The organism is Diplocloster modestus (genome assembly GCF_019042245.1).
In the GTDB taxonomy this organism is placed as follows: domain Bacteria; phylum Bacillota; class Clostridia; order Lachnospirales; family Lachnospiraceae; genus Diplocloster; species Diplocloster modestus.
In genome coordinates this window covers 251,552-274,568 of the sequence record NZ_JAHQCX010000002.1, presented here as the reverse complement: position 1 = coordinate 274,568, position 23,017 = coordinate 251,552, and the positions used below count along the sequence as shown (strand labels likewise).

The 23,017-nt window shown below is 36.3% G+C and carries 20 protein-coding genes; 2 read left to right on the top strand and 18 right to left on the bottom strand.

Going from position 1 to position 23,017, the window contains the following annotated elements; translation table 11 throughout:
• Positions 1–5 precede the first annotated feature (5 nt).
• The 6 genes from rfaD to KTH90_RS04070 all read right to left on the bottom strand — a co-directional run bounded on the left by rfaD (position 6) and on the right by KTH90_RS04070 (position 6,589).
• Positions 6–968 (bottom strand): ADP-glyceromanno-heptose 6-epimerase, encoded by a 963-nt coding sequence (gene rfaD / locus KTH90_RS04095; protein WP_238726300.1) that lies wholly within the window; start codon positions 966–968, stop codon positions 6–8.
• A 23-nt stretch (positions 969–991) separates the two neighbouring features.
• On the bottom strand, positions 992–1,561 hold the full coding sequence (locus KTH90_RS04090) for a D-sedoheptulose-7-phosphate isomerase (protein WP_238726299.1): 570 nt from the start codon (positions 1,559–1,561) through the stop codon (positions 992–994).
• The gene (gene rfaE2 / locus KTH90_RS04085; protein ID WP_238726298.1) at positions 1,558–3,015 is read right to left on the bottom strand and encodes a D-glycero-beta-D-manno-heptose 1-phosphate adenylyltransferase; all 1,458 of its coding nucleotides are present in this window, start codon (positions 3,013–3,015) and stop codon (positions 1,558–1,560) included. Before rfaE2 ends, KTH90_RS04090 begins: the two co-directional genes overlap by 4 nt.
• Before the next feature lie 18 nt (positions 3,016–3,033).
• Positions 3,034–4,488, bottom strand: a complete 1,455-nt coding sequence (locus KTH90_RS04080; protein WP_238726297.1) for a DUF362 domain-containing protein — start codon at positions 4,486–4,488, stop codon at positions 3,034–3,036.
• A 68-nt stretch (positions 4,489–4,556) separates the two neighbouring features.
• Positions 4,557–5,462, bottom strand: coding sequence for an ATP-grasp fold amidoligase family protein (locus KTH90_RS04075; protein WP_238726296.1), 906 nt, complete (start codon positions 5,460–5,462; stop codon positions 4,557–4,559).
• 11 nt (positions 5,463–5,473) lie between these two features.
• Positions 5,474–6,589, bottom strand: a complete 1,116-nt coding sequence (locus KTH90_RS04070) for a glycosyltransferase (protein ID WP_238726295.1) — start codon at positions 6,587–6,589, stop codon at positions 5,474–5,476.
• Between the two features lie 647 nt (positions 6,590–7,236).
• On the opposite strand from KTH90_RS04070, the gene KTH90_RS04065 reads away from it, so the two are divergent.
• Together KTH90_RS04065 and KTH90_RS04060 are read left to right on the top strand one after the other, a co-directional pair.
• On the top strand, positions 7,237–7,644 hold the full coding sequence (locus tag KTH90_RS04065; RefSeq protein WP_238726294.1) for a nucleotidyltransferase domain-containing protein: 408 nt from the start codon (positions 7,237–7,239) through the stop codon (positions 7,642–7,644).
• Positions 7,628–8,032 carry a HEPN domain-containing protein gene (locus tag KTH90_RS04060; RefSeq protein WP_238726293.1) on the top strand — a complete coding sequence of 135 codons (405 nt, stop codon included), beginning with the start codon at positions 7,628–7,630 and terminating at the stop codon, positions 8,030–8,032. The genes KTH90_RS04065 and KTH90_RS04060 overlap by 17 nt, the downstream gene beginning before the upstream one ends.
• Before the next feature lie 82 nt (positions 8,033–8,114).
• On the opposite strand, the gene KTH90_RS04055 is transcribed toward KTH90_RS04060, so the two are convergent.
• From KTH90_RS04055 to KTH90_RS04000, 12 genes are read right to left on the bottom strand one after another with little or no spacing between them, the layout of a single operon-like run.
• Positions 8,115–9,173, bottom strand: a complete 1,059-nt coding sequence (locus KTH90_RS04055; protein WP_238726292.1) for an acyltransferase family protein — start codon at positions 9,171–9,173, stop codon at positions 8,115–8,117.
• A gap of 37 nt (positions 9,174–9,210) precedes the next feature.
• On the bottom strand, positions 9,211–10,047 hold the full coding sequence (locus tag KTH90_RS04050; protein ID WP_238726291.1) for an SDR family NAD(P)-dependent oxidoreductase: 837 nt from the start codon (positions 10,045–10,047) through the stop codon (positions 9,211–9,213).
• 9 nt (positions 10,048–10,056) lie between these two features.
• Positions 10,057–11,793 carry a 2-succinyl-5-enolpyruvyl-6-hydroxy-3-cyclohexene-1-carboxylic-acid synthase gene (gene menD / locus KTH90_RS04045; protein WP_238726290.1) on the bottom strand — a complete coding sequence of 579 codons (1,737 nt, stop codon included), beginning with the start codon at positions 11,791–11,793 and terminating at the stop codon, positions 10,057–10,059.
• A 21-nt stretch (positions 11,794–11,814) separates the two neighbouring features.
• Positions 11,815–12,876 (bottom strand): polysaccharide pyruvyl transferase family protein, encoded by a 1,062-nt coding sequence (locus tag KTH90_RS04040; protein WP_238726289.1) that lies wholly within the window; start codon positions 12,874–12,876, stop codon positions 11,815–11,817.
• Positions 12,877–12,901: 25 nt separating this feature from the next.
• Complete coding sequence (locus KTH90_RS04035; protein ID WP_238726288.1) at positions 12,902–14,419, bottom strand: lipopolysaccharide biosynthesis protein; 1,518 nt, start codon at positions 14,417–14,419, stop codon at positions 12,902–12,904.
• A 3-nt stretch (positions 14,420–14,422) separates the two neighbouring features.
• Positions 14,423–15,649, bottom strand: coding sequence for a glycosyltransferase (locus KTH90_RS04030; protein ID WP_158349830.1), 1,227 nt, complete (start codon positions 15,647–15,649; stop codon positions 14,423–14,425).
• 10 nt (positions 15,650–15,659) lie between these two features.
• On the bottom strand, positions 15,660–16,232 hold the full coding sequence (locus tag KTH90_RS04025; RefSeq protein WP_238726287.1) for an acyltransferase: 573 nt from the start codon (positions 16,230–16,232) through the stop codon (positions 15,660–15,662).
• Entirely contained in the window at positions 16,220–17,260 is a 1,041-nt protein-coding gene (locus tag KTH90_RS04020) for an acyltransferase family protein (protein ID WP_238726286.1), read from the bottom strand. The genes KTH90_RS04025 and KTH90_RS04020 overlap by 13 nt, the downstream gene beginning before the upstream one ends.
• Positions 17,261–18,430: a glycosyltransferase family A protein gene (locus KTH90_RS04015; protein WP_238726285.1), complete on the bottom strand. Its 1,170-nt coding sequence runs from the start codon at positions 18,428–18,430 to the stop codon at positions 17,261–17,263.
• Positions 18,431–18,436: 6 nt separating this feature from the next.
• Complete coding sequence (locus KTH90_RS04010) at positions 18,437–20,512, bottom strand: glycosyltransferase family 2 protein (RefSeq protein WP_238726284.1); 2,076 nt, start codon at positions 20,510–20,512, stop codon at positions 18,437–18,439.
• Between the two features lie 10 nt (positions 20,513–20,522).
• A complete protein-coding gene (locus tag KTH90_RS04005) occupies positions 20,523–21,698 on the bottom strand; it encodes an O-antigen ligase family protein (protein WP_238726283.1) in 1,176 nt (391 codons plus the stop codon).
• Positions 21,699–21,739: 41 nt separating this feature from the next.
• Positions 21,740–23,008, bottom strand: coding sequence for a glycosyltransferase family 4 protein (locus KTH90_RS04000; RefSeq protein WP_238726282.1), 1,269 nt, complete (start codon positions 23,006–23,008; stop codon positions 21,740–21,742).
• Positions 23,009–23,017: the final 9 nt, after the last annotated feature.

The following is a 23,017-nucleotide window of genomic DNA, read 5'->3' as shown; positions in this document are numbered from 1 at the left end:
CTCCTTTAATAAATGGCAAAATTCTTGTCTAGATAATTTTGTATGTAATCCGAAACCCCTTCCTCAATTGAGCAAAAATCGAAGTCGAAACCTGCATGTCTTAATTTTTCCATTTTAGCCTTTGTAAAATATTGGTATTTTTCTTTCAACGGCTGCGGCATATCGATATAGTTAATAACTGGATTTAAATCTAGTGCAGAAAAGGCCGCCTTAGCAAGATCATAAAAACTGCGTTCCTGTCCGGTTCCAACGTTAAATAAACCGCTGACCTGTGGATGGTCCAGCTGCCAAAGTATCACCTTACACACATCTTTTACATAGATAAAATCCCTTAGCTGTCCGCCATCCTTATACCGTGGATGATATGATTTAAATAAACGGATTTCACCATTTTCTTTTATTTGCCGATATCCGTGATAGACCATACTGGACATACTGCCTTTAAAATATTCGTTGGGTCCATAAACATTAAAGAATTTAAGTCCGATATATTGGGGCGGACAATTTACTTGCTTTTTTACCCACAGGTCAAAAAGCTGTTTGGTATAACCGTACCCATTTAGTGGAAGCAGCGTGTCGATATTCATGGTATCATCGAAACCCTGGCTTCCGTCACCGTAGGTAGATGCGGAGCTTGCATATATAAAACTCAACTGTTTTTCTGTACAATAATTCCATAAAGCTTTTGTAAATTCGAAATTGTTATTCCACAAATAATCAAAATTACGTTCCGTTGTCGACGAACAGGCACCCAGATGAATGATATGCGAAATGCCGCTATAGCTAGGAAGTTTATCCATAAAATCATTTTTGTTTATATAATCAACATATTTTTTGTTCCGAATATTCATCCATTTATCCGTTGAAGCTATATTATCAACAATGAGGATCTCGTCAATCCCTTTATCATTTAATTCTCTTATCAGGCAGCTTCCTATGAAGCCTGCCCCGCCGGTTACTACGATCATTTTTTCCTCCATACATGCGTATATTAGTTGTCAAGTTCTATTAATTCACACAGGATGTGAATAATCGTTATATGGCATTCCTGGACCCTGGCTGTTACACTACACGGAACCACAATAGGATTGTCTACACACTCTTTTATTTTTCCGCCATCCCTGCCTAGCAGCGCTGCTGTTTTTCCTCCAATTCTTCCAGCTTCTTTTATAGCCTGATATATATTTTCAGAGTTACCGCTTGTGCTGATCCCGAGCAACATATCTTTGTCTGTCATAAACCCTTTAACCTGACGGCTATATATATTGTCGTACCCGTAATCGTTGGAGATCGCTGTCATAGTTGCGATATCGGCGTTTAAGACAATTGCAGGCCATGGCTCCCGCTCTTTCTGGAAACGTCCCACGATCTCACCTGCCATATGTAACGCGTCTGATGCAGAACCTCCATTTCCACATAAAATAAGCTTTCCGCCATTAAGAAGTATAGTCTTAATCTCGCATGACAATGAGGAAATGGCTTCTGTCAGTTCCTGGTTCGAAATCACAAGTTCTTTCACCGCGATACTTTCCCGCAGTCTTTGCTGTATCAGTTCGATCATTTCATCAGTCCTTTCGATGGATCATTAATTTTTTTTATGATTTCCGATGTCGATATCCCGTCTATGAAAGGAATTAACTTCAAGCAGCCGCCCCTTGCCTCTACAATATCTCTGCCTACCACTTCATCCGGTCTATAATCGCCGCCTTTAACCAAAAAATCAGGCTGCACTTCTTTTATCAACTCCAAAGGCGTATCTTCATCGAACAGTACCACATAATCTACATATTCCAACGCCGCAAGTATCTCCATCCGATCCGTTTGATTATTAACAGGCCGGTTCTCGCCTTTAAGCCTTCTTACGGAGCTGTCGCTGTTAACGCCGATAATTAGAATTTCTCCCAGTTTAGCCGCTTCTTGCAAATATCGGACATGTCCAATATGGAGCAGGTCAAAACAACCGTTCGTAAATACAATCTTCTTATCCTGGTATTTATTCCTGAGATTTTGCACTTGCGTCCGGTCAATTATTTTAGAACTACGGCAAATAGTTTCTTCCTGGAAATATCGTTCTACTTCCCCGACGCTAACAGAAGAGGTTCCCACCTTTGACACCTGGATTCCAGCCGCTGCATTGGCAATCTGCAACGAAATATCCATACTCAGATGGTTCGCTAAGCCAGCCGCTAAATATGCAATTACGGTATCACCTGCCCCTGTAACATCATATACTTCCCTGGATACACAATCTATTTTACTGAAACTTTTATCTTTGGCGACCAGTACCATTCCATCTGCGCCGCAGGTAGTTAAGACATATTCAGCATGGCATTTGCTGCAAAGGGCAAACGATGCCTCTTTTATATCATTAATTGAGTCCACCGGTAATTGTGTCAATGCATGGAGTTCTTTTCTGTTTGGTTTCAGAAGAAACGCTCCATCATACTTTTCCACGGCGGTATCTTTCACATCTATAATGACGGCGATACCATAATCCCTGCAAAGTTTCAGGACTTTCTGGGTAAAATCCAGAGTAAACAATCCTTTCAAATAGTCTGATAATATGACTAAATCATAATGGGAAATACCTTCTAATAATACCTGTATAAGATCACTTTCGTCTTCGGCAGAAATTAACTGTGCATCTTCGTCATCAACTCTTAGCAGCTGCTGATGATTTTGTCCTACTAATCTGGTTTTAACTGTAGTAGTTCGTGTCGTTTTCCTCATTAAAAATTCGTAGTCAATTCCGGCAGCGGAAAAAAGATCACATAAATGTTTTCCAGCTGAGTCATTTCCAATGACGGACATGATCGCTGCATGCTGGCCGGCAGCTGTTAAATTAGCTGCGACATTGGCGGCACCGCCCAATACGCTGTATTCTTTCACTTTATGGAAAACGGGTACCGGCGCCTCCGGTGAGATGCGCCGCACATTACCGCGATAATATGTATCAATCATTACATCTCCAATTACCAGTATATTCTTAGGTTTGATTAACTTTTGTATATCCATGTCTTCCCCTTTTTAATACTATTTTAGGCTTTCCGCCCATGAGTCATGCGGTTGATATCTCCACTGCACCGGAAATTGCAGTCCCTCTAAATCGCCTACATATTCCATACAATTTGATACAATATTTATATTTTCATAATCATGACCAAACAAATAATCTGCCTCATGATTTCGAATACTTCTAACCATTGGAATTTTTTCATCAGGAAATCCAATTATCTTACAGATAGCTAAATCCATTGCAACCGCATCTTCACCTGCCATAATGATTCCCATCTCCTTTGGTTCTGGCTGACATGGTCCATTATGATGACCCGCTATAACCATATCAGCAAAGTTTAAAATTTTTCGTTGTGGTTTCTTCTGCAATATTCCATTTTTATCCGCGTATCTTTCGATGTAATTTAAGTCCATAACTGTGCGCCAAATGGTGTCATTTCCATACCATATGCCTTTAATATATGGATCTTTTCCGAACTTTCTTTCTAGAAGAAGCAGCGCGCCATAAATATATCGATCAATTGTAGCTAAAAATATATTATGTTCGTCTTCATGCTTGAGCTTTCGGTCTAGAATATGGTCGATCCTTTGCTTTATACGACTCTTGTTCAAATACGCATCGCCGCCTTCTTCTACCGAACCTTCTACACGATGTGGCAAAGACGCTTTATTATATGCAATACCTACCATATTTTTCATGGCCGCTGTAAATCCGGCTAAACGGTGAGATTTAGGTTTACAGAAATTAATGATTACATCTGCATTTAATACATCTTTATTTATTGAGTATATATGGCGTTTTTCACCATGGTAATTACTAGTCTCATCTCTATTATAGTTATCTACCTGATATATTCTTTTACCGCTTTTCTTTTCATGCATCGAAAGACTTCCCATATCAACGTTTGTAGCTTCACCACTTTGGTAGATCTTATCTATGATTACTTTATTGTGATCAAAGGTAGTCTGATATTTACGAAAATCCATAAAAGTAACAGATTGTCCGTGGGCCTTATAAAAAAGTAAGATATTATTAAAATGAGCCTTATCTAGCAAAAACGATAAATCACAGTCCTGCATTGGGGCATCTCCAATGATTACTAGACCAGTGCCTTTTAATGCAATAAGGCAATAGTCACAAATCGCTCTCAGGCATGAGGGGTGTGTCACCAGACATTCCAATGCATTTTCTGTTACATGCTTCGCCCCATTGAAATGCATAACCCAATTCGGTTTGATTAGGACGCAATCACCCGGTTTTATATATTTACCGAGTGGATTCCATTTAGCTGTTCCATAATTATCTAAGTCCAACTCTAAACCAAAAAGGCAATTTCGAACCATGTCATAAATATCATTTTTTTCTTGTATGGTATCTTCACCGTATTTATACTCAGGATACATGCATGCTGGTCCATATTCTTTATAAGGGTATGATGAATTCGGCCGGTGTTCCAAATAAACTGTACTCATTTTTTCCTCCATGGGTACGTTCATCCGTATCTATAGATACGGATGAACAGCATTCTGTTCAATCTTATTTATCTTATATCTCCTTTATATGCTAAACTCAAATCAATCCATGACCCCATTTCTTGAGCGAACTCATCCGAACTAAATTTCTCAATTCCTCCCCCATGATAGAGGGTTAGTTCTCCAAAGTACGTTTTACCATTAACCGAATACAGATCTATTCGAACTTCCGGTAACCCTTTTGAAAGCTCTTTCGCTATTTCAATCATCTCATTCAGATTAGCTGGCTTTTCAATATTTGCGTTAGAATCATTAGGGCACTTGATGGTGATGTCAATTAATTTCCAATCCAGTGTATACAGATTTCTTTTGTGCCCGGCAAAGCGATTAAAATCAACTTGAATAAATTTAGGAACACCGTTAAAGCAAAAAAACTTGTAATCCCGCAGATCCTGTGTCTTATTATCAACCATATATTTTTCACAGATAATACAGGGAATTACATTTTTATATGCCCATTCACGGCTCATATAATAATGATTTCGCTTTAAATGATCCTCAAGCTTCTTTTTAGCAGACTTAATATCCAGTGTCTTTTTATCTTTACAAATTACAATTCCCCCGGAATCGTGATTGCATTTTAATACAAATTCATTCGGAAGCTTTTCAAAATCTATATCTTCAACCCTGCTCCACTTGCCAATTAACGGAATAAGAAACTGATTGCCTATTATTTTCGCAATATATTCACGAACAGCATATTTGTCTACTAATTGGACGTATAAGGGATTATGATCGTTCAATTTAAGCCACTGCACTTTTTCGTTAAATGTCACGGGATTAGAAAGATTAAGTTTCTTACCTGTTGACATTCTGTAAATAAAAGGAACAAACACCGTGTCCGGCAAAAAATTTAACATACCTTTTTTGTAAAGCTTTAAATAAACGGTTCTCAAAGCTGTATATATACTCATAAATTCCTCCATTATACAAGCGAAATATAATAGTTTTCTAGATCTTTGGACGCAGACTTTATTTCATATCCAGCGGCCGTTAGATCCGGATGTGTATTTCTTCTTATATAACCATCTTTATAAGACAAGATCTTCTCGGCCCATATATCAGCGGAATCATTTAAGGATAAGAAATTGACTAATTCCGTCATCTTTACTTCGCTTGGAACAACATCGGAAACAACAGAAATTAACCCAACTGCCTGGGCTTCAGTAATTACATTTCCTAATCCTTCATACAAAGATGGAAATAAAAATACATCCATGCCCTGCATTAACTCATTCATATCAAAGCGTACGCCAAGAAATTGGATATTGTCATCCAACCCCAACTTATGTACAAGTTCCTTAATTTCATCCATTAAATGTCCTTCTCCCGCAAAAATCAACAATGCATATGGACACTTCTTATGTATATACGAAAAAATTTTGATGATAAACTTGTGATTTTTTTGTTCTGTAAATCGGCCGCCATGTCCAATTACAAAGCGATCTTTCCATTTCATATCCGATCTGACTTTGTTTCTTGTCTCGTCAGTATAATTAAATTCTTTCAGATCAATAGCATTGTGAATTATTTTGATTTTTCCTTTTCGAAGCTTTTGCTTCCCAAAACACCAACTACCTGCATATTCTGAACATGCTGCATAGTGTGTGGCGAAAATTCCTGCTGTTGACCGCAATATATATTTAATAATTGTTTTTTGGGGTTCATACTTTAAATTAGCTGTGGAATGATTCGCTGCAATACGAATTTTTGCTCCACCTAAATAAGCACCTAACAATGGAAACAAATTTAAAGTATTAAGCTGCGCATGAACAATATCGTAACATCCATTCTGTACTACATCGCGTATTTGTTTTATGCTTTCTATAAGATTATCTGAATAATTGATTACATTAATTACAGAATCTCCATTTTGACTGAGCACTTCATTAAAACGAGGCAGACTGTTTCCATAAAAAAGAAAGTCCATTGCAATTTTCTTATGATTTAAATGCTTATAATAATTTAAAGCAATCGTCTCGGTTCCACCAGTCTTGCACTGTCCTATAATACGCAAAACACGTACTTTTCGCTCTTTCATTCATGCTACCCGCCTTTCAATCCAAAGGTTTTGTGTTCAGCCGTTATTACGTATTATGTATAGAAATAGTATTGAATTTTTTCCAGCAGTAATAATTCGCTCTTAGTCTTATTCATAATACGAACACTTATCAATGCTATGTAACATCCATTGTCATTATGGAATAAAAGTCCCTTATGTGAATTCTGATCGACCTTCAAATAATTGCTACTATTTACATATAATTATTTAAGCAGTATCCTTTAGAAACTTTTCGATATTTAGGGGATATACAAACCCGTCAATCTATGATACAAATAATAATAGATACCTTAATCTATCAATCTTTGCGTAATGCCTTCTCGCTAATTCCCCTGGAGAGGGCATTTTACTTTTAAAAAGACAAGTAATTATATTGAAGAAATTCCAGAACGTTTTAACATAAGATACGATTTGTTTTGTATCTTGACGATTCTCACTCATTGTTATAATGTCAAAGAGTATTTCATTTGAACGGGAAATGAAGGAAGAAATCCTTCAGTATGTAAGAGATCGAGGATATGTTACGCATAAATCCGCTTAATAAACTAAATAAGAAGGTATGGTATACAGAGGGTGCATTTGGTATAATATCATAGAAGATAACGATAAAAAGGAGCTGATTATAATTGGCAGTCAAAGAAGGGGAAGCTAAACATGAAAGTGTTACTATCGATAAACTGCCTCTGCCGGACAGATACAAAAGAGGGCTCCACGCCGCAGTGCGGATGATTTATTCCATGGATATAGCAGGATTACGCTATGTTATCCTGTATGGCAGTTGTGTTACCGGAAAAATAAAAACGTCCAGCGATATTGATCTGCTGATTGTAACGGAGAATAAACTGATAGACCGACAGTTTAGATCCCTTATCCGTGAAAAAGTAGATCAGGCGGTAGAAGACCTGAATGTATCCACAGATATTGTATTTTATACGGAACAGGTATTGCTAACAGATCAATCTGTTTTTACGAATAATATTAGAAAATACGGAAAAATCATCAGAAAGGATGAAAAACATGGATTCATATTATGAAGCGGCGCAGAACGATTACTTGTATTTAGAGGGAGTAAAGAATATTCTTAACGATCTGCATAGCTATAATCCCGTTGCGGTGACCGCCCAGAATATTGCGGAACGATATTTAAAGCATATCATACAGAATTATATGTTGGACAGGGATTATACGCATACCTTGCGGTCGCACAAACTTATGACGTTATACCAGGCCATCCATAGTAAGTACGATCATTTTATTTTAGATGAAAATATGTTGCGAATATTAACGGATTATTATTTTGATGCACGGTATCCGGGTGCGGACTATATTATAGTATCGAGAGAAGATGCCATTCAGGCGATTTCGGGAGTGGAATCTATTAAATGTGCGGTAGATGCATTTATTAAAAACATTCAAAAATAACTTAAATTCCAGACAGACTATTTGAATAGATAGTATGGAAAAACCATGTCTTCTCTTAGAAACTGAAAAGACATGGTTTCCATTAAATACTTCTTCGCATTTTATAATATAGAAACATAATAATTTTATCGGTTAAAATACATACCCCTAAAAAATAGAGGAAAATCAGCATTGGGTATTTCAACCAGTAAACAAATTGAGGAAAGAATAAAATATAAATGGAATGAAATAAATAAATGCTGTAAGAATTATTACCTAAATAAATTAGGAATTTTTCCAGAAAGTTTATTTTTAACGAATCTTTTAATGTTAATAGCATATAAATTTCTAAAACGGCTAAATAAACATCAAATACATAAGTATGAAGTATTTGCTTAAGCAATAACAGAGGTATTAAGAGCAGACACAAAATAATGGTACGTCTAATACGTTTTCGCATGGCTGTTTTTCTTATTTTTTCAAAAATATGATACTCAGACGCATAAATACCCCATATAAATGGTACGATCCAGATCACAAAATCAGCAGCCCCAGCCTGTCTGCCATGCCGGAAAAAAATCAAAAATATGAATACCACAATATTAGTTCCAATAAAGACTGGCTTGGGATGGCTTTTCACGAGGCGGTATCCTATTGGGAATAACAGATAAGCTATTATTATGATAGTCATATACCACCAAGCAGTATTTAAAGTTGGTTCATTGAACAGATACGCAAGTCCCAGAAGGTCAATAATCATCTCAAAGACATTATCATATATATCCCCAATCAAAATGTATCCACCAAACGTTACAGCGATACCACTTAGTATCCCAATAAACCAATATAGCTTCATTAACTTGAATATGCGGATAAAAGACTTTTTTAATTTTTGTATAATTCCATTTGTTACATTTTTTTGATTACTTTGGGCCAATCCGTAACCACTTAAAATCAGGAAAATGGAAACTACCATTTGTCCAGGTAATGTCAAATAAGAGATGAGCGGATTCCCGTTTAACTGAATAAAAGAGAAAAAAAGATCCCCCCTTTTTTCAGAAAACAAATGAATAAACAGTAACATGAGAACTGCGATCCCCTTGAAAAAGCTTGTATCCTCTCGAGAAAAAAGATCTTTATTGTCTGTTACAGATAATTGCATGTGATCTCCCTTACTTACATTATGAAGTGATTTAACCCTATGTATCTATTAAGATCGTGCCGGAACCACCTGAAATATAATAAGAATCTCCAACAATTAATTTTCCGGCATCGCTAACCATAAATACTGCAAGATTACCGATTTCTTCAGGGACAGCCATTCTCTTGCTGGGATTTGACGGCATAGCGATCCCTTTTTCTTCCTGATAATTGAGCATTGACGTGGCAACTGGCCCTGGGGCGATACAGTTCACAGTAATTCCGTATTTGATCAGTTCCCGGGATAAACCCAGAGTAAATCCCCGAACTCCCCACTTAGATATCTCATACGGAGTCCCTGCAGGTTTTAATGCGGATGCAGATCCGACATTTAATATGTGGCCATTGATCCCATTCTCTTTCATATACGAAGCAACTTCCTGACAAACAAAAAACATCCCCTTTAAATTGATACCTAATACGGCATCATATTCGTCTTCCGTAATCGCTTCGAATCTCATCCCGCCATGCACGCCCGCACTGTATACCAAGATATCAATTTGTCCATCCTCGCCGAAAGTTTTCGCAGCAGAACGAATCTTAGTGTGTATATCCGAAGTATCTAAAACATCCAGTGTTATTGTTTTTGTTTGATCAGCCGGCAGTTTTTTTCTGTACATGTCTAATTTATCGGAATTTGTACCGCTGAGAATCACTTTACATCCACTGCGAACAAAACTCTTAGCAATACCAAACCCGATCCCGCCAGTTCCACCTATGATCAGAGCTGTTTTACCAATAAGCATCTCAGATTGAACGACTGGAATACAAATTGGTTTTACCCGTTCAATAACAAAAAAATGTTTGATTTTTCGCAAAAAATCTTTGATTTTCATTTTCCCCCCCTAATATTTACCAATTATCTTTTTTGCAACTCCTTTAGCCACGGCAAGAGCCTTATCCCCAACGGATGGCTCTGGTTTATTCATGTCATAAAAAGAATTCGTCAGTGCTGCGTCATTTTCCATATCGGTAAAAACTTCTAAAAACATAGGTGTGTCTGAAATCTCAGCAAATTTGGGGAGTATATGATCCAGCTCCTCTTTATTCCTTGCAGTATAGTATTGATAACCGAGTGATTCAATCCAGCCGGCTGCTTGTTTTTGGTGTTCCGCACATATAAAATCGTTTATAGTTGGAATATTCTTCTTGCCCATGAAAAAGTGAAATTCAGATCCACCGCCATTATTTAATAATATGATACGTATATTTTTACCATTGTGCCGTATCCCCGCTGCATTCATATCATAGAAAAAGCTCAAATCCCCGATAACGCAAAAGGCCAATTGATCAGTTGCGGCAGCTTGTCCGCAAAAAGCAGACAAACAGCCGTCTATCCCCAAGGCTCCGGTATTGCTGTAAACTTTTACTCCTTTACTTAATGGAAAAAACTGCAGAATACGCGTACTGTTTAAAATAGCTAAATGCATGATGGAACCTGCAGGTACAATAGAAGCCAGCTGTTGTGCAATATAAAAGTTGGAGAACGGAAACGAAGGCTTTTTAATAGCGTTAACGGCATTCTTCCAATTCGTATAGTATTCGAGACTATTCTTAATAGATTCAGAAGCATGATCACTGTAGAATTTAAAAAAATAAGCGGGAGAACATTGAAAAATGGTAGTTAAACTTTGATAAACATCTCTAACCCGCCCTGCCTCATCAATCTGCCAGTGTTTTATATTTTTTCTGTTTTTACGCAAGAATGTTTTTAGATTGTATGCTGATAGGTTATTGCCTAATGTAATGACCAGATCCGGCAGCAGAGAAATATCACATTTTCCCCCTGTTGTTTCCGTAACCGCATAGCTGTCCACCACACCTTTACATCTTAAATTTGATAGATGTTCTACAGCGATGGCGCAATTATACTTTTCGAAAAATTTTTCTATTTGTTGTATATCATGATCTGTAAAAGTGACGTTTTGTCCGATTACTACCAATATCCTTTGAGCTTCAGATAAAGTTTTGGCATAGGATAGCCATGTATCATCCGGTTCCCCATAGGATACCAGCCGGATTGGTTTTACATTAGGTAAATGTTCTATATAATAATTAGAAGTGCTGCCTGTGATGGGGATATTAATATGTACCGGGCCAGTACCATTGTGATTGACTTCTAATAAGGCTTCACAAATCAAACGTTCACAGTACCAGTATTCCAATTCATCATGAATAACCGGCAGATTTACAGATTTTTTACAAACTCCCTCAAAAATATTTTGCTGATCAATTTTCTGCGTTTCGATCTGTCCTTGAAAGTATGGATTCTTATCAGCTGTTATGGCAATAATCGGTACATCCTGATAATATGCTTCCGTCATCCCGGGTAAATAATTACATGCCGCTGTGCCGGAAGTACACACACATGCTGCCGGCTTATTTGTCTCCTGCGCAATTCCCATTGCAAAGTAAGCGGCACTGCGTTCATCAACTACAGAAAAGCACCGAAAATAGGGATCTTCTTCAATGGAATGTATAATTGGGATATCGCTTCCGCCGGGGGATAACACGATATTTTGTATATGGTATTCTTTCAATAAGGCTACAAGGAGTTGAACACTCTTGATATCTGTATACATAGTACATGCCTCCTAATAAAATTAAATTGTGACGTCTTCAAATACTTCTTTCAGTTTCGAATAATATTTTTCATTAAAATATGGCGTCAAACTATGTGTATATGTTTTGCATATGATCTGATCTGTCAGTAGTCTGACAGAATCTAAATCTTCTGCCAGATAAACATATCCGTCATAGATACCTTTAAACCAATCCACTCCGGTAGTGACTTTATGGTCATTGGTTTTTATAACAATCACAGGTGTTCCCGCGATCAGTGAAAATATAGTCCCATGATAGCGGTCCGTAATAATTAATTTGTACCGGGCATATTTTTCAAATTCTTTTATAAGGCGGTACTCCAGATTTTGATCTAGCCAATAAGGATCGATCGGTAATGTCGTATCGGTACAATCCACATGATATTTTTGAGATAAATGAACTATCAGCTTATCTAAATCCTGTGAAGTATAGAATTTTTCTGCGTCATTTCTGGCACACACTAGTATCCCCTCTCTCTGAAAGTCAAATGAGAAGGCGCCTATTAGAGAGGTAACAATATCCGGAAATAATTCAACTTTCAATTTATCAAACATACTCAGAGCACTTTCATATGAAATATGATCACGAGCCAGAAAGAGCATGTGCTTTGCAATATTATATTCACGAATTGCTCTTTGCCGGTTTTCTTCTTTCTGATAGTAAACCGTCTGGGGAAAAATTAACATCTTTTGGTTAGGAAAAGCCTGAATTACCATCCTGTGCATTTTATCTTCAAAGGCAGGTCCCAGATCAAGAGTACAATAACCGCTTTGAAAAACAAACATATCATCTGGCTGAACCACTTTCTTCAAATGTTCTAAATAATGAAATCTTTCATCATATATAATACGCGATGGGATCTCGTAGACGAATCTTTCAGGATAATATTTACTTAACCATTTCCGAATACAATATTTTTGCGCCTGATCTCCCAGATTATTATGCATAGTAATACCAAAATAAAAAATCTTTTTCTCTTGCTTATTTATTGGCATCCGAATCTTCTTCAGAAAGAACAGATAATTTTTAATACGCCTTAGCTCGTATTTTATTCGATTCAAAGCTCTCCCTCCTCTGTAAACGCTATCATTTATTCTTAATTTTATAAATCAATTTACTTTTAAAATAAATAAATTCTGGTTTCTTTCTATAGAGGACGATTAATGATGTAGTACAAACAATACAACAGATCACAACTTTTAAAAAGAACCAGGGTAAGGAACTTGGCAACTGATGATTCACAAAAATTAATATAACTATAATAATGATATCTGTAAGAAAGAATCTTAATTGAGTCAAAAAATATTCTTGAGGTTTTTGATTAAATTTGTATTTATATAATATTAATGGTTCAAACCAAAACACAGTCAGCAGTTTAGAAAGAACGGTTGCTCCGATAATACCTGCCAGCCCATACCAGATACCCAGCAGTATCGATAGAATAATGTTAAGAATCGCATTCGCTATCATAATAAAACGTACCTGTTTAAATAACCCCATGGTTTCCCTGAACATCCATACAGGTGAGGTGGTCGTTGTTACGTAGAAAAGAAACAGAATAACAATAACATTTGAATTGGGCAGGACATATTGGTTCCCTATCCATATTGGTACAAATTCCTGAATAATACTTGCGAAACATGCAGTACAAAATAAAGTGATACAGTTATAAGCAAAACATAAGTTTCTAAACATATTATAAGAATTCAGATGGTTATCTTCGGCATTCAGATTACCAAGGCTCGCTATGATTCCGTTTGATATAATTGTGATAAATGAAGTAACATACATAATCAGGATACTGTAATTGGAATAGTAACCTACGACTACGGTTCCTAATATGATTGATATCAATATATTATCGGTATTATTGACTACTACAGCTGAAACTTTATAGATAAAAGTCGCCTTTATATTTTCAACTACTCTGATATCACGTATGATTTCAGGACGAATGAGTGATTTATCTTTTAAGTAAGGATAATTTTTATTCGCTATATAGTTTAAAACTACATTCTTACCGATGGTACATAAAACCTGAATAATTAAATAACCGGTAAAATTTTTAGTGAAGATCAAATAAATGATCTGAAAAACGTACATTGTAAAAGTCGCTGCACAATCACAGATGTTATAGATATATTCTTTTTGGTCTGCCTTAATCACGGTGGTCTTATATACAACGAAGTAGGAGACTACCGAATTTAATAAAAATAAAATATAGTATAGAATGGCATCATAAAGCGGAACAGAGCTTTTAACGATAAATCGTAAAAATGGAATCAGGGCGACTCCAACCAGCGCGACTCCCAGGGCAATATAACGGTAAATTCGCTTAAAATAATGAGTTAAAGTTGCAATACGTTCTTTATCATTCGTTAATAACGCCTTATAGAGCGTGAATGTCAGAACATTTCCTACACCGAGTTCGGCGATCGAGAGAACAGATAAAATATTTGTATATAAGCCGTTTAGTCCATTATACTCAGCGCCCAAAAGCCGTATGAAAAGTGTTTTAGTGGTAAATCCCAGTATAATAAGCAGTAATTTATCTATGATACCGATTATTATATTCCGAACTGATTTAGCACTGCGAGATCTCATAATTTAACCTTTCTCTCTTAGTAAATCATTATATAAATTAATATATTCCAAATATTTTTTTTCAGCCGCAAACTCACGGCCTCTTGTGATACAATCAGATTTTTTAAAATTATGTGTTTTCAGGCTTTGTAATACTTCCGATAGATTGTTTTCATTTACAATCATACCCGTGTTTTGATTAATGGCTTCGGGGCTTCCGCCAGTATCAAAAGTAAGTACAGGTACTCCACACGCCAGCGCCTCAAGATTAACAGTGGGAAAATTATCTTCTCTGGTAGGATTAAGGAATACATCCGCTGATGAATATATTGCGGCCAGTTCTTCCAGATTATTTGTTTTCGGTATGGTTATCATATTTCCTGGTAAATCTGACTTCTGCTCTTCAGAAATACCTACTAGTATAATTTGGAATTCATTTGGCAGGAGGGAAGCTAACTTTAAAAATACATCAAGCCCTTTTCGATAGCCCCAGGAAAACGAAACACCCAAAATGATAAATTTACTCATTTCAATACCATATTTATTTCTGATATCCGGATACCCGGGAGAGAAAATCTCTGTATTAATACCATTATAAATGACGGTAACCGGATATTCGCTCAAAAATGATTGCTTCGTTAAATTTGCCAACCATTTAGAAGGAGTTACAATGGTTAGATTACGGCATCCGGTGAACCATCTTTTTTTAAATTTATACATCTTAGAGGTCTGATCTATTCTCCCCTTTGGATAGCCTTCGTAAGCGCACTGCCTGCACTGAGTTTTCCATTGTTCACAATCAAGCATGATAAAGTGCGGACAATTTCCAGTAAATGCCCAGCAATCATGTAATGTCCAAACCACTTGAATGTCAGGATGCGATTTGATAAATCGAAAAAGCAGAGGCAGATGAATATAGCTTCCATGCAAGTTGTGCAAATGAATTACCTTGGGTTTTGTACGTTCTACCTTGGATAAAAATCTCTTTGTAGCAAAATAGGAACCTATTCCATGTATCCCTGTATAATTTGAGATCAATCGATGAATACTTCTGCTGAGTATGGATCCGATATAGATATGATCTTTCAGTTTATGTTGATACATCGTCCGTGCTGCCGGACAAGAAGTGTACACTTTCCACCCCCGGGCGCGCGCAACTTCAGAAATTCCGATCATAATATTACCAGTACTGGCAAAGTTATAGCTATTAATTTGCCACATGCATTTATTTGAGTAATTACTATCAATCAATTTATGTACCTCACAACTTTTTTATAAATCTGGCCGGATTACCCGCCCAAACTTCCCCCGGCGGTACATTACCGGTAACAACGGACCCTGCTCCGACAACGGACATTTCGCCAATCGTCACTCCTTTTAAAATAATCGTGTGCGCACCTATGAAAACTCCTTTACATAATTTTACAGGAAGTGTTTTTATGTTCGTATCCACCTTGGCGGATCTGGAAATAAAGTCTAGGGAATGAAAATCCGTATCGTAAATGCTGACACTGCGCCCTAACAGCACATCATCCTCTAGTGTCACACTGCTGTAAGCTGTGATGGCAGGAGCAGTCATACCCACGCGGCTCCCGATGTTTATCTTTCCCCCTCTGTCTGCCTGAAAGTAAGCGTGGCTATTTCCCCCGATCGGATTGATATAGGGCGTGGAAATAATATTTACATCATCACCAAATGTGATGGTACCATCTCCGTGGATAAAAATCTTCCCCCGTATCCGCAGGCGTTTCCCTTTTATTACATGTTTTTTACGAAGAATGAGAGTATTCCAAAATTTATCAATTAGGGAAATAAACTTCTTTATAATCTGCAATTTTTTCTCCTTTTCCATAAAGCATCTATAAAATCCACTACATGTTTACTTACAACAGATAATACCAGCACTAGTATTATGAGTAATATAATTGACTGAAGATTTAACTTGATATTTAACTGTACAAAAGCCCCAATGATTACCATATGATATAAATAGATACTATACGAGTAATCTCGTTTGAATCTGATTTTACCTAATCGGTACGCAAGGCCCAAAGTTATGAGTGGTAAAAGCAGACCGGTCAGAGGATCGGAATACATGGAGCTTATCTCTATGTGGAATATGCTGGTAAGATATCTATATATAATTAATAACACAGTTAATGGAACTGCTGCCTTCATTAGTTTTGGAAGAAACTCCTGGCGGTATGTATAGACAAACATACCAATCAAGTAGTAAGAGAAATAAGGTATAAATGTACGTCGTAACAATCTGACCATCAGATCTTCACCCATATAGTTTCTATAACAAGTGATCAAAAGGTGCAGGAATATGAATAACAGTATTGTTATTATCCAACCCGATTTTTTTATCTTTTTCAACTTATGATAAAAAAGCATAGTTAGCACATAAAATTGTAGTTCTATAAAAATCGCATATAACGCTGCATTAAATTGGCCTGTTCCATAAAAACTTAAAAAATCTGGTGTATGATCTACCGCAAGCATTTGTAACAGAAACCATTTAAAAAATTCCATACCACTGCATACAATATGGGATATTGAAATAATAACCACCAAATTAACAATGACGCTCAACCAGTATTCCGGAAATATCCGAAATATTCTTTTTTGTATAAACTCTTTTTTTGAGCTTGTTCGTTCCAGAGATGCGGTAACCAGATAGCCTCCCAGTGAGAATAAAATAAGCATTCCAGGAAAGGTGTAAATAAGAGGCGCAAAAATTCCCAAAGGAAGCCCCATATTATTATTTACATGCCCAATAAAAACCTGTATTGCAGCAAATATTCTCAGTAGATCAAAAGCGTTCTCACCAAATTTCGGTACTGTGGTTTGTTTCATCATTCACCTGTTTTTATGTAATCTTGATTTTATAAAAGAGATACTCCAAATAATATCTGCCAATACAATTTTTAAAACCGTAGAACCTTTAATGTCATATAGAACGTCACTGACCAATTTACGGAAACTGCGTGACCGGAATAATACATCTTTTGTTTCGGATAACACAAAAACGTGACCTTCTATGCCATATATAATGTTCATTTCTTGTGGCACCATTTTACGTCCATAACTTTTTAAGGGAACTCTGCTTTTCCGCACCGTTAATAAAAACTTTTTGTGAATATCGCCAGGTTGTTTTTTTCCATAGAGATCCATCTCAAAATCATATGTTTGTAATTCAGGCCGTAAAGCTTTCAGAACAGATGGCAAGAGCTCTAGATTCGCATCATAGATTGAGTAGGAATCGCTAAAATCCGGAAAAGTATTCAGGGGTTTATCCCGAAGTATCATGGAAATTTGGAGTTTATCCGTATCATGTCTATAATGCTCCCCGGGCTCACTAAAATTAGTAGCACAAGAATTTCTGGTATATACGAAAAATTGCTGATGGTCAATCATATACTGGATATGGAGTTTCTTGAACGAAGTCGCCGGCCAATTTTTAACATCTGCCGGCAGTTTTTCAAAATCCGGTTCTTTTCCATCTAAACTGGAATACCATGCTTTAAAACCTTTCCATTGTTCTGGAAAATAAACCGGCGCCCAGGACATCATTCCGCAGAAATACACATCCGTTCCATCCTGTAGAGGAGTAAACGGCCGCTGGGCAGTTTCGCTGAAGCTCAGGGAATATAGGGAAGCCCCGGCGATGCGCACGTCGCCTATATATTTTTCCGCTAATCGATTGGCCATCAGATAATAATACTTGTTAACTACGATATCGTCTTCCAGAAATATGACCGGTCCATATTCTTGAGTCAAATCTCCACAAAAGACGAAATGTTTCCTTAACCCCAGGCGCTTTTCATGTAGAATCACTTGTTTACGGCCATAATTCCATTGGAATTCATCCGCGATTTCGAACATTTCATTATGGTTTTTTGCTCTGTCCAGGCTGATCACAAGTTCAATATTCTTAAATCCGGAATAATCAGCTTCCTCCACGCATTTTAATACTCGCTGCAGCAATTCTTTGCGGTTGTAAGCTGCCACTACAATAGCACATTGCATATCTTGTTACCCCTTATTACAGTTAATTTCATAAATTCCCCGAAAACCTTCATGGATAGAGTCGATACAGACCTTTTGACAATCAAAATTAAATCTGGGATGAAAATCGCATCTGCGTGGCCCATCGTATTTTATAGGTGCCGTGAAATTAGCAATTTCAATCTTCCTGTTATCGTGTTCGTTAAACAAAAATAGATGGCGCAGCCTTGCATAGTCCGGATAAGTATCTGTTATAAACCATTCTGGCTGTTGCGGATGATAGGTTGGATGTCCGTCACAGGTCAAATAATCTGCCCCAATCTGCTTCCAGTTCGTAAGATCACTGTCCTCTATCAAATAATAGGCGTCCCGCTGGTTCTTTCGGCACCAAACTAGTAGTTCCTTATCATTTTTCCAGGTAAAATGTGATACCATATTTTCATCTGCCAACAGATGTATATCTTTTCCGGAAAGGTCGGAAGAAAACAATCTTGAAAATCTTTTGCCATTATATACATAGCGGTAAATAAATAAAAAGCGGTTTCCGGAAGGATTGAATTTTAAATGGTTAAAATATTCGAACGAAATCGGTTTATGTTTAAGAGGATAGATTCGACTTAATTCTTTACTATCTATAATAATTTCCGTTCTGAAATCGTTAAGATCAATTCGTTTAATGACCGCAGCGTTGGGAAATTCTTTTGTTTGCTTCTGTATGTAACCATAACCCTCAGCATCATAATTAAGTCTTTCAAATTCAAGCGTAAGTGCCGTATTTCCTTGCTCATTAATATCGTACAAAGGTTCTGGAATCGTATACTCCTTTTTATCCGCGAAGGAGTGCACTACTGCGCAATATTGGCCATTTCTGAAATCATTCCAAACAACCGTATGATTATTCAGGTATCTTAACATCGCACCCTGCTGTAGATTCCATGCTAAAGTTTGTCCTAAAACTTTTCTTTTCCCTGTAATAAGATTCTGAATACAAATATCTGCTTTTTCTCCGATCCCGGGAGATTTATCACTACGTATACGGTGGTATATCAAATATTTGCCATCTGCACTGTACGGACTTTTATCGTAATATCCAAAGAAACAGTGTTCACCAGCGGGAGTCAGTCTTTTTCCACTCGTTAAATAACCTGTTTTGTTTCTTTTTATAAGGTTGATACCGGCATATATAAAGTAGCGGGCCGTCAATATAAACCAGATAATTTTGTCTCTGATCCAGGGGAATTTTCGCAAATCATCATTCACAAGTTGAATAAATCTTTTAATTGATTTTTTACCTTTATATTTCAATCGATAATAGACATCCCGTATCCGTTTTGATAATATTTTCTTTAACAATTGCTTTAACATTTCAGTTATAAAGAATTTGCAGCTAGTCAAAAAGGCCTTGGATGTTCCAATATACTTACTTCGCAGCCGATATCTCTCAGCTGTTCTTATCCATATATTTTTAAGTTTAAGTGTATCAGAAGCGCCTCCTTCCCGCATATAAGAGGTAATGGTGTGCGTAAATAGAAACTTTACCTTTTCGGAAGCGAAACATCTCCATATAAAATCGTAATCGGCTAGAAATCGATAGGATAAATCAAATGCACCAACACTTTCATATACTGATTTAGATACAAATACCGCCGGATGCTGCAATTGCATTCCACGCGTCAATCCCTTAACACTAATCTCTGTGTGTTTTTGACAAAACAATTCCCGGCCATTATAATCCGTTCTGACTAGATCACCGGTGATAATGCAATATTTTTCTGTAGTTTTCTTATATATATCGGCAACCTTTTCTAAAGCATCCGGCGCATACCAATCATCTGAATTGATAATCCCAACAATTTCACCATGGGTTATACCAATCCCTTTATTCATTGCATCATAGATGCCGTTATCTTTTTCACTGTAAAGTCTTAGACGGCCATTATAAGCCGAATCATATTTATGAATAATAGAGATGGTCGAATCTGTAGAGCCGCCGTCAATAATGATATGCTCGTAATTTTGATATGTTTGATTAACAATACTTTGGACTGTTTGTTCAATTGTTTTTTCACTGTTGTAACATACTGTAATAATAGAAAATAACACTTCTGTTCTCCTATGGATTTATTTTATATTTCTTAGAGAATTCAAATAAGAATATCATATAAATAGGGTAATAAAAAAATGTTTCCGTAAAACCAGTCACAATTATCAGTATTAATACAACCCATTTCATTTTACCCATCTGCTTTATTATATTTTTAGCCATCTGAATCACATAGATAACCCCAACTATAATTCCAAATCCAATCATGACATTTAAGAGACCGGAAGAGTTATTGTATATTCTATATCGGTTAAATTCTGAAAACATTAATTCGGATTCCAAACCGGTGCCAATAAATAAATTTGATTTTATTATCTTTAATGAATATATAAAATCATTTGTTCTAACTGATAATGATTCAGTTAGTCTGCCGGATAATTTATCAATAACAGTAGAAGATTGAAGAATAGCGGCTCCTGCTAATAGCAGAATAACTGCTCCAAAGATAAAGGTAATCAGTTTGGACTTTCCTTTTTCTCTTTGGGTTATTCTCCTGTAAACGTAGACCAGTATAAACGCGAATAATAAATAGCCCGTCGTAGATCTGGAGGTCAGAAGTGAAACAATTAGAATAATTATTGTAATCTTTTTATTTTTCCATATACTTTTGAGATCAAAATTCCATATATCAAGCAAAAAAAGTATCGATAAATTCAAAAAGATCTGATATGCGCCGGGCTCCCAGAAGATAGCTGAATTACGCATTTCGCCACGTTTTAGTACATTAAAACCAAAAACGGTAGGATAAATACCCGTATTTGAATAAAAAGAACTTAATAAATTTTGCTGATCCAGGACGAATATTATTAATCCAATCAAAGATACAACTGTAATTAATTTTATAAAAATTTTTTCGAAGTGTTCGAGATTAAAACATTCAACAAAAAACATCGCACCGATTAATCGTATCGTATAACTGATATAAGTATTTAAATTCGGAGCGGCTGTATAATGGATAAAAAAGTTGAACCAAATTAATAGCGCTGAGATTAGAATAATCTTCAGAGATTTCGCTTTCATTTTCTTATGCGAATAGCAAAATAGGATGGTACTCAATCCTAAAAAAATAAGATCTACATAACGGGCATACACAACACCTATACATGATCCACTGGCTAAAATAAAAACAAATACTAATAACCATATATATATATTATCCAAGTCAATTATTTTCTTTATGCGCAAATAACAAGCCCCCATCCGCCAATCCAATCGCATCAGTAAAATTACAATTCTAAAATTTCTTCTTTATACTTTCCAATACTGATCTCTTTTGTTAAATATTCTTCCAGATATTTTCTCCCATTCCATCCCATATCCAAAAGTATCTGACTGTCTTTATGTTCAATAAACCAGCGTATTTGTTTTTGAATTTCATCATAATCTCCGGGTTCACATACTCTGCCGCAATTAGCCTGATTTATAAGCAAATCAGCCTCTGAATTCTGTTCAAGAACTCCAATTATTGCTTTGCCAACACCCATAACACCATAACATTTGGAAGGAACTGAAATTCCGCGAATACCCTTAGCATTTACAACCCAATGTACATCGCCCGCATTTAAACTGTAGATTAGATTTTCCTTGTCCTGATAAGGTATAAAGACAACATTACTAATCTGTTCCTCCTTTTTATACCTTTTGAGCTCATTTAAAACGGAACCTTCACCAACAAATGCAAATATAATATTTTTTTCCTTTTTGAATTGCTTGATCACCTTCAACAAATTAAGCAAATCATAATATAGTCCGATATTTCCGGAATACATAAAAACAAATTTATCTTGCAGGCCATATTTCTTTTTAAACGCGAGAACACGTTCATGATCTCCCGGCAGTGGGTATATAGTTTGCTCATCTATCCAATTGTTTACGAACACATGTGCAGGTAATTGGGAGCCATGGAATCGATTTTCCAGTGTGCAGATCATATCTCTGCCGACTACAATAATTTTGTCTGCCTGTTTGCAGCTAAAGTTATCTAAAACAGACATTATTTTAAGTACAGATTTATTTTTACTGTATCCGGTAGCGATGATCTGTTCAGGGTTAAAGTCTTGTATGTTATAAATAAATTTTGCATGCTTCACCCATTTACCCCACACTCCGATTAATCCGCCAAGTATAGGTGGTTGGCTGATACTATATACATAATCGACATGTTTCACTTTAAATGTTGCACAAAGCGCATGTAAAAAATAGACAGAGATGTTTTTGATTCGACTTAACTTTTGCTCTTTATTAAATGCCGGTACCCTAACCCTTATAATTTCTACATCATTTATCATCTCATAATAGTATTTCTGATTTTTATATTTATGCTCTATTATCCCACGATAGGATGGTACAACACAGATCACCGTAATATGAAATTTATCCGACATTCCTTCTGCCAATTCCTTCAGTATTTGTCCGGTACTGGCCACATCAGGAAAATAGTAATGAGCATAAATCAACAAATGAGGCTTATTATTTTTAAATCCCTTACGTCCCATGATTTGGTT

Excerpts from the sequence above, each read along its gene's own strand:
- KTH90_RS04000 (WP_238726282.1), bottom strand. The coding sequence starts at position 23,008 with ATGGGACGTAAGGGATTTAAAAATAATAAGCCTCATTTGTTGATTTAT.
- KTH90_RS04055 (WP_238726292.1), bottom strand. The coding sequence starts at position 9,173 with ATGCAATTATCTGTAACAGACAATAAAGATCTTTTTTCTCGAGAGGAT.
- KTH90_RS04060 (WP_238726293.1), top strand. The coding sequence starts at position 7,628 with ATGGATTCATATTATGAAGCGGCGCAGAACGATTACTTGTATTTAGAG.
- KTH90_RS04050 (WP_238726291.1), bottom strand. The coding sequence starts at position 10,047 with ATGAAAATCAAAGATTTTTTGCGAAAAATCAAACATTTTTTTGTTATT.
- menD (WP_238726290.1), bottom strand. The coding sequence starts at position 11,793 with ATGTATACAGATATCAAGAGTGTTCAACTCCTTGTAGCCTTATTGAAA.
- KTH90_RS04070 (WP_238726295.1), bottom strand. The coding sequence starts at position 6,589 with ATGAAAGAGCGAAAAGTACGTGTTTTGCGTATTATAGGACAGTGCAAG.
- KTH90_RS04080 (WP_238726297.1), bottom strand. The coding sequence starts at position 4,488 with ATGAGTACAGTTTATTTGGAACACCGGCCGAATTCATCATACCCTTAT.
- KTH90_RS04015 (WP_238726285.1), bottom strand. The coding sequence starts at position 18,430 with ATGCAATGTGCTATTGTAGTGGCAGCTTACAACCGCAAAGAATTGCTG.
- KTH90_RS04075 (WP_238726296.1), bottom strand. The coding sequence starts at position 5,462 with ATGAGTATATATACAGCTTTGAGAACCGTTTATTTAAAGCTTTACAAA.
- KTH90_RS04035 (WP_238726288.1), bottom strand. The coding sequence starts at position 14,419 with ATGAGATCTCGCAGTGCTAAATCAGTTCGGAATATAATAATCGGTATC.
- KTH90_RS04090 (WP_238726299.1), bottom strand. The coding sequence starts at position 1,561 with ATGATCGAACTGATACAGCAAAGACTGCGGGAAAGTATCGCGGTGAAA.
- KTH90_RS04020 (WP_238726286.1), bottom strand. The coding sequence starts at position 17,260 with ATGATGAAACAAACCACAGTACCGAAATTTGGTGAGAACGCTTTTGAT.
- rfaD (WP_238726300.1), bottom strand. The coding sequence starts at position 968 with ATGATCGTAGTAACCGGCGGGGCAGGCTTCATAGGAAGCTGCCTGATA.
- rfaE2 (WP_238726298.1), bottom strand. The coding sequence starts at position 3,015 with ATGGATATACAAAAGTTAATCAAACCTAAGAATATACTGGTAATTGGA.